The organism is Thermogutta terrifontis, assembly GCF_002277955.1.
GTDB lineage: Bacteria > Planctomycetota > Planctomycetia > Pirellulales > Thermoguttaceae > Thermogutta > Thermogutta terrifontis.
This window is the reverse complement of the sequence record NZ_CP018477.1, coordinates 4716153-4730522: the sequence shown is the minus strand read 5'-3', so window position 1 is coordinate 4730522 and position 14370 is coordinate 4716153. Positions and strand designations below refer to the sequence as shown.

7 protein-coding genes and 1 CRISPR repeat array (1 of these 8 cut by a window edge) are annotated in these 14370 nt (G+C 55.4%); of the genes, 3 read left to right on the top strand and 4 right to left on the bottom strand.

What is annotated here, in order from left to right:
* A CRISPR array of direct repeats spans positions 1 to 3846; the repeat unit is 30 nt; unit sequence GTTTCAATCCCAACTTGGTTCGATTAAGAC; it reaches 1067 nt to the left of the window's first position.
* A gap of 186 nt (positions 3847 to 4032) precedes the next feature.
* The gene (locus tag THTE_RS17485; protein WP_237260170.1) at positions 4033 to 5424 is read right to left on the bottom strand and encodes a serine hydroxymethyltransferase; all 1392 of its coding nucleotides are present in this window, start codon (positions 5422 to 5424) and stop codon (positions 4033 to 4035) included.
* A gap of 594 nt (positions 5425 to 6018) precedes the next feature.
* Here THTE_RS17485 and rpmB point away from each other — a divergent pair.
* The 3 genes from rpmB to rho all read left to right on the top strand — a co-directional run bounded on the left by rpmB (position 6019) and on the right by rho (position 9833).
* The gene (gene rpmB, locus THTE_RS17480; protein WP_095416652.1) at positions 6019 to 6354 is read left to right on the top strand and encodes a 50S ribosomal protein L28; all 336 of its coding nucleotides are present in this window, start codon (positions 6019 to 6021) and stop codon (positions 6352 to 6354) included.
* Positions 6355 to 6524: 170 nt separating this feature from the next.
* Positions 6525 to 7811: an ADP-ribosylglycohydrolase family protein gene (locus tag THTE_RS17475; RefSeq protein ID WP_157732214.1), complete on the top strand. Its 1287-nt coding sequence runs from the start codon at positions 6525 to 6527 to the stop codon at positions 7809 to 7811.
* 741 nt (positions 7812 to 8552) lie between these two features.
* Positions 8553 to 9833, top strand: a complete 1281-nt coding sequence (gene rho / locus THTE_RS17470; RefSeq protein ID WP_095416650.1) for a transcription termination factor Rho — start codon at positions 8553 to 8555, stop codon at positions 9831 to 9833.
* Between the two features lie 148 nt (positions 9834 to 9981).
* Here rho and THTE_RS17465 read toward each other — a convergent pair whose 3' ends face one another.
* The 3 genes from THTE_RS17465 to THTE_RS17455 all read right to left on the bottom strand — a co-directional run bounded on the left by THTE_RS17465 (position 9982) and on the right by THTE_RS17455 (position 14162).
* Entirely contained in the window at positions 9982 to 11274 is a 1293-nt protein-coding gene (locus tag THTE_RS17465; protein ID WP_095416649.1) for a hypothetical protein, read from the bottom strand.
* Positions 11275 to 11720: 446 nt separating this feature from the next.
* Entirely contained in the window at positions 11721 to 13190 is a 1470-nt protein-coding gene (locus THTE_RS17460; RefSeq protein ID WP_095416648.1) for an FAD-dependent oxidoreductase, read from the bottom strand.
* A 261-nt stretch (positions 13191 to 13451) separates the two neighbouring features.
* Complete coding sequence (locus tag THTE_RS17455) at positions 13452 to 14162, bottom strand: flavodoxin family protein (protein ID WP_095416647.1); 711 nt, start codon at positions 14160 to 14162, stop codon at positions 13452 to 13454.
* Positions 14163 to 14370 lie beyond the last annotated feature (208 nt).

Below are 14370 nucleotides of genomic sequence, written 5' to 3'. Positions count from 1 at the left end.
CAGCTTAGAAAAGGTTTCAATCCCAACTTGGTTCGATTAAGACTAGGCGTACCTTAGGGTTATTCTGCGAAACCTGAAGCAGGTTTCAATCCCAACTTGGTTCGATTAAGACCTTCATGGCACTGTGCAGCTTATCGTCACCTTCCGCGAGTTTCAATCCCAACTTGGTTCGATTAAGACTCTGATTCAACGAGCTGGCGGATGGAATCTTCGACAGACCGGTTTCAATCCCAACTTGGTTCGATTAAGACTCACAACTTGCGACTAACAACCACACCCAATCAGATGCCAGTTTCAATCCCAACTTGGTTCGATTAAGACTAGTCGCAACTTAGTCACTACTTACTCAGCTGTTAGTCGCGTTTCAATCCCAACTTGGTTCGATTAAGACCCTTTGCGTAGGGCACGCGGCTTGCGTTGGGCTGTGGTTTCAATCCCAACTTGGTTCGATTAAGACAAGTATATGTGCTTTACTGCTACCCGCCAACAACAGGTTTCAATCCCAACTTGGTTCGATTAAGACAATAAAAGCCATCCGCGAAGACGATCAGTTAGACCACCGTTTCAATCCCAACTTGGTTCGATTAAGACCGAACCCATCGGCCCCAACCAAGCGGTCGATAAATGGTTTCAATCCCAACTTGGTTCGATTAAGACTGCATCTTGATCGTTCTATCGTGATTTCATACCTTCGTTTCAATCCCAACTTGGTTCGATTAAGACAATGCAAATCTACAATGGAAGACCGTATATCGCCATCAGTTTCAATCCCAACTTGGTTCGATTAAGACGCTCAGATAAGAAAAACTTCCTGAACCAGCCTGAACCGTTTCAATCCCAACTTGGTTCGATTAAGACTCCAGAGTGTAGCCTTTCCCGGTTCGATCAAAGATGGTTTCAATCCCAACTTGGTTCGATTAAGACCGATGCCAACGATACGAGTCGTACCTCGTAATGATTGTTTCAATCCCAACTTGGTTCGATTAAGACATGGCTGTTGGTAAAGCAAAATATCTTCTCGACAGAGTTTCAATCCCAACTTGGTTCGATTAAGACGAACGAGCTGGGTGGTGATGATGCCCAGAGCATTCTCTAGTTTCAATCCCAACTTGGTTCGATTAAGACCAAAATCGCTCGTGTTGCACCGCCCGGAACCCACGCTGGTTTCAATCCCAACTTGGTTCGATTAAGACAGCCTCTGATCCTTTTGTGCGGATTCTTCAGTTAGGTTTCAATCCCAACTTGGTTCGATTAAGACGATGTGATGGTTGAGATAAACCGATTAGAAGAGACAGTTTCAATCCCAACTTGGTTCGATTAAGACAACGAACACCAACTCAACCAGGATGTAAATGTAAGCAGGTTTCAATCCCAACTTGGTTCGATTAAGACGAGAAAATAACCCAATCGCGAATGTTGAAATCCCATACCCGTTTCAATCCCGACTTGGTTCGATTAAGACGTGTGTGCAAATGCCGTACAAGCTTAAGAAGAGAAGGGTTTCAATCCCAACTTGGTTCGATTAAGACTTTGGATTAGCTGGAACAAACATCTTTTGAAGCTTGGTTTCAATCCCAACTTGGTTCGATTAAGACCAGGGAAGATGCCTACAGGCCGGGAACCATTCTTCGGTTTCAATCCCAACTTGGTTCGATTAAGACTTCTCCTTTCTTCCCCGCCTTTGCGGGGAAAGAGGACGTTTCAATCCCAACTTGGTTCGATTAAGACTTTGGATTAGCTGGAACAAACATCTTTTGAAGCTTGGTTTCAATCCCAACTTGGTTCGATTAAGACACCCAAGACAGGCGACGCGTCCAATCACACGCTGCGCTGTTTCAATCCCAACTTGGTTCGATTAAGACCAGGGCCGGTGCCCCGCTGGGCTTCATAAGTCCAGCTTGCGTTTCAATCCCAACTTGGTTCGATTAAGACGATTATAGCAGCGTTCAGTTGTGCGACAAACGATTTGGTTTCAATCCCAACTTGGTTCGATTAAGACCCGGAATTTGCCCTCCCTGGAACCGACGCGGACAGACGTTTCAATCCCAACTTGGTTCGATTAAGACGAATGGCTCGACCATACGGTGCGCATCGTTGACAATGACGTTTCAATCCCAACTTGGTTCGATTAAGACAGCTGGTCCACAAGAGCGACCAGTACGAAATGGTGAAGTTTCAATCCCAACTTGGTTCGATTAAGACCCCACCGCTCGATGAGCGGCAGCAGCCTGAACGAACGGTTTCAATCCCAACTTGGTTCGATTAAGACCAGCTAGCGTTGACTACGGAGCTGTAGCGGACGCCGTAGTTTCAATCCCAACTTGGTTCGATTAAGACTTCCAACAGCCCGTGCATGAGTGGGAGTATCAGGACTTCTGTTTCAATCCCAACTTGGTTCGATTAAGACGTACTGAGCCCAGCTTACATCCGGCCCATGGATATCGACGTTTCAATCCCAACTTGGTTCGATTAAGACGGAGCGACATAGACGCTTCCGGCTAGCCGCGTACTAAGTTTCAATCCCAACTTGGTTCGATTAAGACCTCGAAACGCAACCAACAGAACAATTGGTTGAGTCTCGTTTCAATCCCAACTTGGTTCGATTAAGACGTTCGCAGGGCACCTTGAGGGCAAATCCGATGAGGGCTTGTTTCAATCCCAACTTGGTTCGATTAAGACTCGGATATTTATATTGATGAAAACAATCCAATTTGTAATGAGTTTCAATCCCAACTTGGTTCGATTAAGACGTCTCCAATGAACACGTCAACGTTATTGCAAATCCTGAGTTTCAATCCCAACTTGGTTCGATTAAGACTGATCAAGAATCTCCGGAACGAGATGTGAGAAGTCTACTTGTTTCAATCCCAACTTGGTTCGATTAAGACTGCGCGAACCATCTACCCGTGTAAGGTGGAGATCACCTCAGTTTCAATCCCAACTTGGTTCGATTAAGACCGTGGCCAAAGCTCCACCCGCGTGAAGCGCCGATTCGGGTTTCAATCCCAACTTGGTTCGATTAAGACTCAGGAAGGGAGAAGAGGTCCTGTACACGAAATCCAGTTTCAATCCCAACTTGGTTCGATTAAGACCGTAACTTCATCCAGAATGCTCATCAAAACGCAAAGGTTTCAATCCCAACTTGGTTCGATTAAGACTGCCAACCGCCGCCCCGGCCGACGACGACCCGCCCGCGTTTCAATCCCAACTTGGTTCGATTAAGACTCCTCTTTGAGATACTTCCACACTAGTGATGTAAGGTCAGTTTCAATCCCAACTTGGTTCGATTAAGACTCTTCCGGTTGCTGTTCTTGTTTGTAGATAATTTGTGGTTTCAATCCCAACTTGGTTCGATTAAGACTGCACGGCCTATCGTGTAGGAGGGATGCCGTACGTTAGTTTCAATCCCAACTTGGTTCGATTAAGACTAAGCGAAAAAGAGATAATCAGGAAAGAAAATAAGCTGTTTCAATCCCAACTTGGTTCGATTAAGACTTTCAGACCCCCATATTTGCACACGCTGGCCGTGCAGTATTCGTTTCAATCCCAACTTGGTTCGATTAAGACTTCGCGTCTCATGTTTTCCGTTCCCAGCCGCGTTCGGTTTCGTTTCAATCCCAACTTGGTTCGATTAAGACTGAACATCAGCGTGAGCGCATCGCCACGTAGAAGAAGAGGTTTCAATCCCAACTTGGTTCGATTAAGACAAACAATGCCAACGTGTTGTGTGATTCTTATGCGCAGGTTTCAATCCCAACTTGGTTCGATTAAGACAAGCCCTCCACACTTCGGAAGGAACGTGCACGGAAACGTAATGTTTCAATCCCAACTTGGTTCGATTAAGACCCTCCCCGGAAAGCCGATATTTTCCGGGGTTTCCGCCCCCCTCCCACCCCCTGTTTTGCAGTCGATCGCCGGTCATGCGAAAATCCCTGGAGATCGACTGCAACTAAGCGTACGAAAGGAAACCAGCCCTGTCAAGCCCCACAATAGTGGCATACAAAAATGACCAGATAAAGGGGGGTGGCCAGCTCAGATGAGGATCCCCGGCGGCGGAAACTGGCGGCACAGCTCGGCAATCTCCGCCCGAACCCGCGGCGCCACCTCCTCGATCTGCTCCAGGTTCCGGCAGACCGTGTCGATCCACCCAGCGATGCGGTCCATTTCGGGCTCCTTCATCCCCCGGGTGGTGAGGGCCGGGGTCCCCAGCCGGACGCCGCTGGTGATAAATGGCTTGCGTGGGTCGCCAGGCACCATGTTGAAATTGGCGATGATGCCCGCTTTGGCCAGTGCCTGGGCCACATCCTTCCCCGAATAGGGGGCGTCGCGGAAGTCCATGACGAGCAGATGGGTATCGGTGCCGCCGCTGACGAGGCGGTATCCTTTTTCGAGGAGCTTTTCAGCCAGCCGCCGGGCGTTGGCCACCACCTGACGGGCGTAGTCACGGAAGGCGGGGGTGGCGGCTTCTTTAAATGCCACGGCCATGGCCGCGATGACGTGCATATGCGGTCCCCCCTGCAGCCCGGGGAACACTGCCCGATCGATCCGTTTGGCCAGGTTGAGGTTGCTGTCGGGGAAGTATTTGCGCTGCCATCGGTCTTCGATGCGGGAGAGGATGAATCCTGCCCGGGGGCCGCGGAGCATCTTGTGGCAGGTACTGGAGACCACGTCGCAATGGGGAACGGGGTTGGGATGCACGCCGCCGACAATGAGGCCGTTGATGTGGGCGATGTCGGCGACGAGGTAGGCCTCGACTTCCTGGGCGATTTCGGCGAAGGCGGCGTAATCGAGGGTGCGGGGATAGGCGGTGGCGCCGACCCAGATCATGCGGGGGCGTTCCCGGCGGGCGATGTCGCGGATCTGGTCGTAGTCGAGAAGTCCAGTGTCCGGCCGGGGGCCGTAGTGGACGGTTTGGTAGTCCATTCCGGAAAAATTGACCTTCCACCCGTGGGTGAGGTGTCCGCCTGCGGGGACTGGCATGCCCATGATTTTGGAGCCGGGGGGAGCGAGGGCGCGGGTGACGGCCTGGTTGGCGGGGGAGCCGGAATAGGGCTGGACGTTGGCGTGTTCCGCCCCAAAAAGGGCTTTGAGGCGATCGATGGCGAGCTGCTCGATCTGGTCCATGAATTCATTGCCCTCGTAGTAGCGGGCGGCGGGGTAACCCTCACAGTACTTATTGGTGAGGATGGAGCCGGTAGCCTCCAGGACCGCGAAAGAGGCATAGTTTTCCGACGGGATCATTTTGAGGGTGTCGGTTTCGTGTCGGGCCTGGGCGATGATGAGGGAGTAGAGTTCGGGGTCCTGGGACTGCAGGTGCGGGTGCCGCTGCTGGCAGATTCGTTCGAGGGCGGTGGAGGCGTCTTCGCCGGTGTTGGTTTTGGGGTTGCGATCGATCGTGGATTCGCTGGAGCGGAGCATGGTCATGTCGGGTCGGTCTCGTTCAGGTTGAATCGGTGGACCAGGCGCGCAGGCGGTTGATCGCCGTGCCCTGGGATAGCCAATCTTGTCCAGAAAAATTGTGATTTTGTTCTCACGATCCGGGCGGGAAATGCGCCGGAGGAGGATCGTCAGGACGCTCGGTCATGTGAGCCGCGGTTTTTCCGTAACAGAAATATTTTAGCGTACCGTGCGGCGGGCGTTGCGGCAATGGTCCGGGTGGGGTGAGAGGAGTGAGGATTGTTTTATGCGGGGCGATTGGTGGCGGGCGGGGGGATGGATAATCGAAGGTTGGAGGGGCACGCTTGTCGTGCCCGGGCGAAAGGGATGGATAATCGAGGGTTGGGGGGCGGACCCGACAAGCGGGTCCGTCCGGGTGGGTTCATTCGGAAACGGACCTGACAAGCGGGTCCCTCCGAGGGGGCCCTCTGAGGGTGGCCAACAGGAACGTGGGGGTGACTCAGGATCTATCGGGCCTTGTGGCGGTGGGGGAAACTGTTACAATAGCTGTTTTCGACGGTTCAATAGACGTCTGGCGCGGGAATTGCGCTTTTTGGTATTTTTATCGAGCGAGTTCGGGCCATGGGTCAAAAGTGCGAAATTTGCGGTAAGACGGCGGCGATTGGGAAGCAGGTGGCCACCCGAGGTAAGGCCAAGTATCTGGGCGGGGTGGGAACCAAGATTACGGGGATTTCGCCGCGGCAGTTCAAGCCGAATTTGCAGCGGATTCGCATTACGGATGAGAATGGAGCGGCGCGGCGGGTCCGTGTGTGCACACAGTGTTTGAAGAGCGGTCGGGTAACCAAGCGGATCAAGAACAAGCCGTTCCAGCTTCCTGCCGATGCGATGGCACTTTTGGCGGCTGCGAAAGAGAAGGCCGCTCAAAAGGGCAAGAAAAAGAAAGTGAGCAAGTCCTGATTCCGTTAAGAGCCAGAGGACCAAGCGGTTTGGGCCGGCGCGTCCGGCCCATTTTTGTGCGCGGGTGCTCTGGGGGCGATGGTGGCCGGTGGGTTTTCGTCGCTTTATAATGGCCTGCGTTCTGGGGTTGAGATTTTTGGGTCAATGAAATGCCGGGTGGAGATTACATTATGGCGCTGCGGACGAGCGGAACTGGGATTTTGTGGGGTGTGGTGCTGGTGGTGGGGGCCGCGGGCATCTGGGCGGGACTGGAAGCCATGAGTGCCGAGCCAGCGGTGCGACGGATTTCTCTGGAAGAGTATCGGGATAAGATGGAGGCGGCATGGATCGGGCAGATGGCGGGGGTTGGCTGGGGCGGCCCAACGGAATTTCGATATGTGGGGCGGATCATTCCGGAGAACGAGATGCCGGCCTGGAAGCCGGAGATGGTCAACCAGTTTCACCAGGACGATCTGTACGTGGAGATGACGTTCCTCCGCAGTTTGGAGGAGCACGGCTGGGATGTTTCGATTCGTCAGGCGGGGATTGATTTTGCGAACAGCCAGTATCCATTGTGGCATGCCAATCGGGCGGGACGGGACAATTTACGATCGGGGATTGCTCCGCCCGATTCGGGACATCCTCATTTCAACAAGCATGCGGACGATATTGACTATCAGATCGAGGCGGATTTTTCGGGGATCATTGCCCCCGGGATGCCCAACACGGTGATTGCTCTGGGAAATAAATTTGGGCGGCTGATGAACTATGGGGATGGTGTGTACGGGGGGCAGTTTGTGGGCGGGATGTACGCGGAGGCGTTTTTCGAGAATGACCCCTTGAAGATTGTGGAGGCGGGCCTGCGGTGCATTCCAGCGGAGAGCCAGTATGCGGAGTGCATTCGCGATGTGATCGCGTGGTGGAAGGAGAATCCCAACAACTGGGAGGCGACCTGGCAGAAGATCGAGGAGAAGTACAACCGCAATCCAGAGTATCGACGGGCCTCGTGCATGAAGGGGCAGGCCAATATTGACGCGAAAATCAATGGGGCGTACATTGTCATGGGTCTGCTGTATGGGAAGGGGGATCTCGATCAGACCATCATCATTGCCACGCGATGTGGCCAGGATTCGGACTGCAATCCCTCCAACGCAGGCGGGGTCTTATTCACGACGGTGGGATTGAAACGCTTGCCCGAGCGGTTCACAGCAAAGCTGGACCGGCAGAGCGTGTTCAGCCATACGGAGTACAATTTTGACCGGCTGAGCGAGGTATGCGTCAAGCTGGCGCGAGAGGCAGTGTTGCGGGCGGGAGGTCGCGTGGAAAAGGATGAACAAGGGGGCGAAGTATGGGTGATTCCGGTGGAGGAGCCGCGGCCTGGGGCCCTGGAGCAGTGCTGGAATCCTGGGCCAATTGCCGAGAGTCGGTTCACGGAGGAGGAACGTCAGAAAATCCATTTCCCGCCCGGTGAGCGATGATCTTGTGGGCAATCGTTTGAAAAATGTGGCGGGGAGAAACCCGCGAAAAAATGACGGAAGTGGGCGACGGTTTCCGATTTTTAGAAAAAGCGGGGGTGGCTGGACGACAAGATTTAGGTAATTAGATAAGGTAAGCAGCGGGCTGGGTGAAAGTGCGGGCACGATCGCGGGGCTGAAGGGGCGTTACCGCGCGTGGGGGTGGGAAAAAGGGGATGTGGGGGAGATGAGAAAAGGCTTGACGCCGCCGGGAACGCGAGATAAGATTTAGGTGGTGAAAGAGCCAATTCTCAGGTGGCGTCGTCAGACCTGGGGTTTCTTCGGGTGCGATCAGCCCTCTCTTGCACGGAGAAGCACGGCGGATAGGCCGGAAAGGCTTCTCGTAAGTCGGCGGTGATTGTGGAACACCAGACTTGATTGGATTCGGTATCAGGTGTCGTTCCGGCCGATTTCTGGATAGCGGCAAACACCTGTGCCCTAAAAGAATGGCGGATCGGGCTGCCTGAGGTTGACGCCGCAGCGAAGTGCCTGCAACCACACCGGCACTGATTCTCCGAATCCACTCGATGGTCGTGGCAGGTTCTCCGCTTTGCTGCGCGGGTGTGCGCGCCGGGTGATGTTCTGGTTCTGGCAGTCCGCTGGTAAGCGCGCCGGGTGCGCACTGAATGTGGTGGATTCTCCTTTTTCTCAATGGGTTGATTCTTGCAGGTTGCGCAGCAGCGCAAAGTCTCATTTGGTGGTTCAATGACACGAAAAAAGCATACGGCCATGCGTTCCAAGAACGGACAAGCCCAGGCTTCTGACAACAAGCTAGAGAAGAATGGGTCGAACGGAGCTCTTGTCCCGCAGGAACAGCAATCCACTTCCGTTCAGACCGTGGAATCTGCGGAAAGCAACCTCTACGAAGGGGGTGGTGTTCTGGAGCTTCACCCCAGCGGGTACGGCTTTCTGCGTGATCCGGCCGCCAATTACGAGCGGCGGCTGACGGATCCTTTTGTCCCCGGCAGCATGATCGAGAAGTACGGCCTGAGGCAGGGTGTTTACATCAAGGGGCTGGTGCAGCCGGGTAAGAAGGGCCAGGGACCGCGTCTGCGGGAAATTCACGATGTGGACGGGATTCCGCCCCAGGAATATCCGAAAGTCAAACACTTTGACGAATTGACGCCCATCAATCCCGAGGAATGGCTGCGTTTGGAAACCGGTCCTGAGCCGATCACGACGCGGGTGATGGACCTGCTGACGCCGATCGGGAAGGGTCAGCGGGCGCTCATCGTGGCGCCACCGCGGACAGGAAAGACGGTGCTGCTCCAGCATATCAGTCTGGCGATTGCTCAGAATTATCCGGACATGAAGCTCATCATTCTGCTGATCGATGAGCGTCCGGAGGAGGTGACGGACTTCCGCCGTGTGTGCAAGAATGCCGAGGTGGTGGCCAGCAGCCTGGACTGTGAAATCGAGAGCCACGTGCGGCTGTCGCAGCTCATTGTGGAGCGGTGCAAGCGCCTCGCCGAGATGGGGAAGGACGTCTTTCTCTTGATGGATTCGATCACCCGGCTGGCGCGTGCCTTTAACAAATGGGTGGGCAATACCGGCCGCACGATGACCGGCGGTATCGACGTCAAGGCCATGGACATTCCGAAGAAGCTGTTTGCGACGGCCCGGGCATTTGAAGAGGGCGGATCGCTGACGATCGTGGCGACCGCGCTGATCGACACCGGCAGCCGGATGGATGAACTCATCTTTCAGGAATTCAAAGGGACCGGCAATATGGAGCTGGTGCTCGATCGGCGGCTGGCGGATCGGCGGATCTGGCCGGCCATTGACATCACCCAATCGGGCACGCGGCGGGAAGAGAAGCTGTTGCCGCCAGAGTATCTCAAGGCCGTGACGATCCTGCGGCGAATGCTTTCCAGCATGAATCCGGTGGAGGCGATGGAACAGCTCACCCAGAAGCTGGCCAAGTACAAGTCCAATCAGGAGTTCATTGAGCTTATCGCTGGTGCCCAGGCCCACGCCGCGGGGTAAAACGGACGTAGCAACAGGTTTCTCTTGATCGAGACATTGTTTGCAGTCGCGGGACTTAACAGCTCGATCACACTCCGTCTCGTAGATTCGCGGGACGTCCTGGTCGCAGTTATTGTTCTAGACGAGTCAGGATGTCTGCGCATACCACTCATGGTCCGAGTTTGGGGAGCGGGGCGAACCAGTAGCGCGGCACCGCTCGTTCGGCCGTGATGTCTTTCAGGCTCGGTCGGAAGATCGTCAGAATCAACGGTGGCGCGTACCAGGCCATGTAGAGTCCCCCCTGGTGAATGAGGCAGAACTGCGCGGCGAGCAGTACGGCGGCCGTCCCACTGAGAAGGTTGGCCAGATTCTTTTCCGACGGCCAGATCCCCAGACTCACACACAGAGCGGCGAAGCCGGCCAGGATGGGGATACGGAAATAAGGCCAGTGATACGCCCAGAAACCGTCGGCACCTTCCGTGCGGAGCAAGTATTTGCCAAACATGGCCGCCAGGTCACGCCAGAATTGTGTCCAGGTGGGGGAAACGAAAAAGAGCACCAGGACCAGGCCCGCCACCACGGCGAGAAAGCCCGCCAGAAACCGGAAAAGCCCGCGCCGCCAGTAGAACCCAATCCACAGTGGCAGGAGAAAGAACGGATAAAACACGATGGTGGAAGCTCCCAGAAGGGCGCCGGCGATCATCGGACGTCGATACATCACCAGTGCCCATAAAACAAACGCCCCAGGGACGATGTGGTCCAGCCGGGCGGTGAGCTGACTCGTGTAAGGGAGCAGCAGATACAGCGAGGCAGCCGCCAGGCCAGTCTGCACGTTGTCGAAGTGTCGCAGGCCGAAAAGGATCAGTCCGGCCACGATGGCGCACTGGGCGGCGATGGCCGCTATTTTGATTCCTGCGGTGAGAATGAGATGGGAGGTGGTCTCGGTCTCGGTGGATTCAGGCGGGGAGTTTTTTTCCTGAGCTGGTGATTCCCGCTGATAGAGCGTGATCGCCCGATAAAACGGCAAATACCCCGGGCCTCTCAATTCGGGGACGCGCCAGATTGGGCTGGCTTCTGGTGCGCGCGGCTGGGACGGCGGCGTTTCCAGCACACGCTCTGTAAGAATGTTGCCCACCAGGAAGAACATCAGCGCGATGACCATAAAGGTCATTCCGCCTGGCGAGAGGTTGGGCTCCGTCAGCGGCCTGCGGGAGAAGAATGGATCAATGAGCAGCCGCGGCAGAAACAACGCGCTGACCGTAAAAAGCCACACGTAGCCTGCTCGCTCCGCTTGGTGGCTGATCAAGAGTAATCCCGGGGCGAATAGGATGATGCCGATCAGGTCGAGATTGCGGATGGAAAAGAATCGCGAAAAGCGAAAAAAGATACCGATGGTCATCAGCGACGCGACATACAGCCACGTCGTCGGATCCATGCGGTATTCTTCAATGAGTTCCCACATAGGCTGGTCGCCTGGATGAATTGGGGAAGGTTGTTTCCTTCATGACTGATTACTGCCTCTTGGTGCCGCCCCGATTGATTCTTTGTTCACGATACCGCGGACTGCCGATATTTCAAGGGCCAAGCTTGTCTGGCGTTCATCCACTGTGACGGTAGATGGCGATCCATGAAGTAGGTAGGGGCAATTCATGAATTGCCACTACCGGAGTCAGGTCCATTTCCTTGTGATGCGTGCGTTGTACAAGCTATCGATAAATCGCCCCTGCCGGTGATCGGGTTAGGAACGGGACACGCCAGTACCTTTGCCACACCTTGGCTGAGGATTCCCAGCGATTACCCCAAAAGTCATGCAATTGCCTGACTGACCGGTCCTCCAGATTTTTGCACTCCAGACCGAACTTCTCACTCAAACGCCGATTTGACCCAGGGGCGCCCAAAACTGAATCTTCAAACGTTGAATACCACATCATCTTTTTCGAGGGTCTCGCGCAGGAGGCGGTAGGGCAAAGCCCTCGCCTTCAATCCTCGCAAAGCGCACAGGGCTGCTGCCGTACCGGCGGCCTGTCCCTGGGCCATGCAGGAAACCGTGTTCCGGGTGGACATATGGGCGATGAAGTCCGAGGTGATCATCATTCCAGCGCACCACAGATTGTCCAGACCGGCCACACACAGCGCGCGATAGGGCATGCCATACGTGCCACCATTTTTGATTTGATACCGCGGAGCCATATCATGGAATCCGTAGACGTAGACCTCATCGTCGAAGTGACGTCCTTCGAGGACCTCTTCACGCGAGATGTCGTAATCACATCGGATGCAGCGGGCGCGGCGAATATTCAGACGCGGAGCCGTCCGAGCGATGAATGCTTTTTCGCATCCGGGAACGTATTTTCGGAAAAGTTCCACCGCGCGGGCCTGACGCTTCCGCAGTTCTAACTCGGCCGCTGTTACGGCGTCGCGGTTTGTGGGACTCACCGGCATCTTGAAGTTGAGTTTGATGAACATGAAGTAATTGTCATGCACCGTGGTGGTGACCGTGGACATGCCGATCTCAGCGGCCTCACGATGGAATCCTTCCGGCAGCTTGACCGCCCGCCCTTCCAACCGCACAATTTGCCCCTCCTGGCCGTCGCGCCATCCGCGGGCAAGCTCTGTAAGAGCGTCGTGAGACTTGAGAAATTCGTAGTACTTCTCCACGTTGACATTCGCCACCCCAATGCTGTTGGCAACCGGGTAATCGTTGGGTTCTGTGTAACTGGCACCGGCGTAAGCGGCGAGGTCGCCATAAGCGGTACAGTCCACGAAAGAGTGGGCCACAAAGGCCTCTCGGCCGGCGCGGCTTTCGGTGACCGCGGCAACGAGGGTCTCGCCCGACCGGATGGCGCTCACAAGGAGGGTGTTGAGGAAAAGATGGACGCCGGCCTCGGCCAGCATTTCCATGGTGACAAGTTTGTACATCTCGGTATCAACGGCGGTGCATACCGAGTCATAGTCGAAGCCCAGCTCCATTTCCGCGTGGCCGGTGCAAGCCCTCCGAGCAATAAGCCGGTCAATAATTCTCTGCGGGAACCCACGCACCACCTGCTTTTTCTCCACGCCGGGAAACGCCTTCCACAGATTGAAAAAGCTGTGGAGTGCGGTGCCACCTTCTGTCACCGTTCCGCCGGTGTACCCTTTTGCCTCAATGAGTGCTGTCTTCGCGCCCTGAGCTGCCGCAGCCAGTGCTGCGACAACCCCTGCCGTTCCTCCGCCCACAATGACCACATCGAACTTTCGGACCGGTAACCGCTTGGCGGGTTCAACGATAAACTCCCCTTCTGGAGGCGAAGTCTCTGAGGGTGCTTCATCGTTGCCCAGCGTCAGAGCGCTCGCCGCTCCCCAGGTTAAAAGCGTCTTGTGAAAGTCTCGCCTGTCCATACGTTTTCTCCACAACGGGGTAACGGGGGTTTGATCCAGAGTTTCAGCAGTTTTGGCGCAAAACTCCACCTGTCCCGACCCGATGACCAAAACACTTCAGCTATCGGGAAAGGTGTGGGAGGCTTTTGTCAGCTTTTCAGTATTATGCTCGGACGGCGAAACTGCCGGGCGCTTTCAGCGGAGCGGCCAGATGACTACGTTTTTCCGCAATCACGTCCGCCCCGGGGCGCCGCCTGAGCCACGGAGTTGGGTTGCTTCTTCTTACGCTTGGGCCATTTTCAGTGCAAGTTGGGCGATATGTCGGCCGAGGTCCTGCGCTGTCTTCACGCCAAATTCGTCCGTTGAAATGTCGTCGTTGGCGCTGTTCCAAAGAGTTGCTCCGAAATGACCGGTTGGGCGACCGTCCCCCACGATCGCCATCTCATGGCACATCAAAGCTCGCGTGATGGAGTGGAGGACATATTCCTGTCCCCCATTGCGGGCGGCGCCGACGGCCAGGGCACCGGCCAGCTTTCCAGAAAGTTTGAATTCTTTTCGGAATGCCTGTCCAAGTCGGTCGATGAACGCCTTGCACAGCGTGCTGACATTCGCATAGTGTACCGGCGAGCCGACGATCAAGGCCGCCAGCCGAGGATCCGCAATGACCTCTGCCACGGCCGGAAAGTCGTCTTTGACGCCTTCGGGTAACGGCAGGCCCAGGGCCGGTTCTACCGGGATGGAAAGCCCTGCCAGTTCAACGAGCACCACCTCGATTTTGTCGGGAGCCACAGCCCGTGCGGCGTCCAGAACAATCTTCAATCCCTGGGCCGTGGTTTTGCCCTTGCGGGGACTTGTGGAGACAGCCACGATCTTGATGGGAGCAGGCGATGTGGGACCTTCTGCCCAGACGCTGCTGCCCAGAACGCCGCTCAGTGCGACCGAGCCCCATCCAGCCGTGCGCAGGAAATCACGCCGTGAAACATCGTAAGACATGCTGTGTCCTCCCGTCAGCTTGAAACCAAACCCGAACAAAACCCGTTCCCTCAGATGGCGGCTCCCACGCTTTTTCTTAAGTTCCTCGCGACAGTCACCCAGCGTGACGGACTCACAGTCCGCAGACTCTCAAAGACCAAAGCGCTGCGTTACTCCCAGCATGGGAGCCCTTCACTGACGGGCATTGTACCCTGCGAGGTGTTCTCTG

Coding starts and splice junctions, on each gene's coding strand:
- THTE_RS17485 (WP_237260170.1), bottom strand. CDS start 5,424: ATGACCATGCTCCGCTCCAGCGAATCCACGATCGATCGCAACCCCAAA.
- THTE_RS17460 (WP_095416648.1), bottom strand. CDS start 13,190: ATGGACAGGCGAGACTTTCACAAGACGCTTTTAACCTGGGGAGCGGCG.
- THTE_RS17465 (WP_095416649.1), bottom strand. CDS start 11,274: ATGTGGGAACTCATTGAAGAATACCGCATGGATCCGACGACGTGGCTG.
- rho (WP_095416650.1), top strand. CDS start 8,553: ATGACACGAAAAAAGCATACGGCCATGCGTTCCAAGAACGGACAAGCC.
- THTE_RS17455 (WP_095416647.1), bottom strand. CDS start 14,162: ATGTCTTACGATGTTTCACGGCGTGATTTCCTGCGCACGGCTGGATGG.
- rpmB (WP_095416652.1), top strand. CDS start 6,019: ATGGGTCAAAAGTGCGAAATTTGCGGTAAGACGGCGGCGATTGGGAAG.
- THTE_RS17475 (WP_157732214.1), top strand. CDS start 6,525: ATGGCGCTGCGGACGAGCGGAACTGGGATTTTGTGGGGTGTGGTGCTG.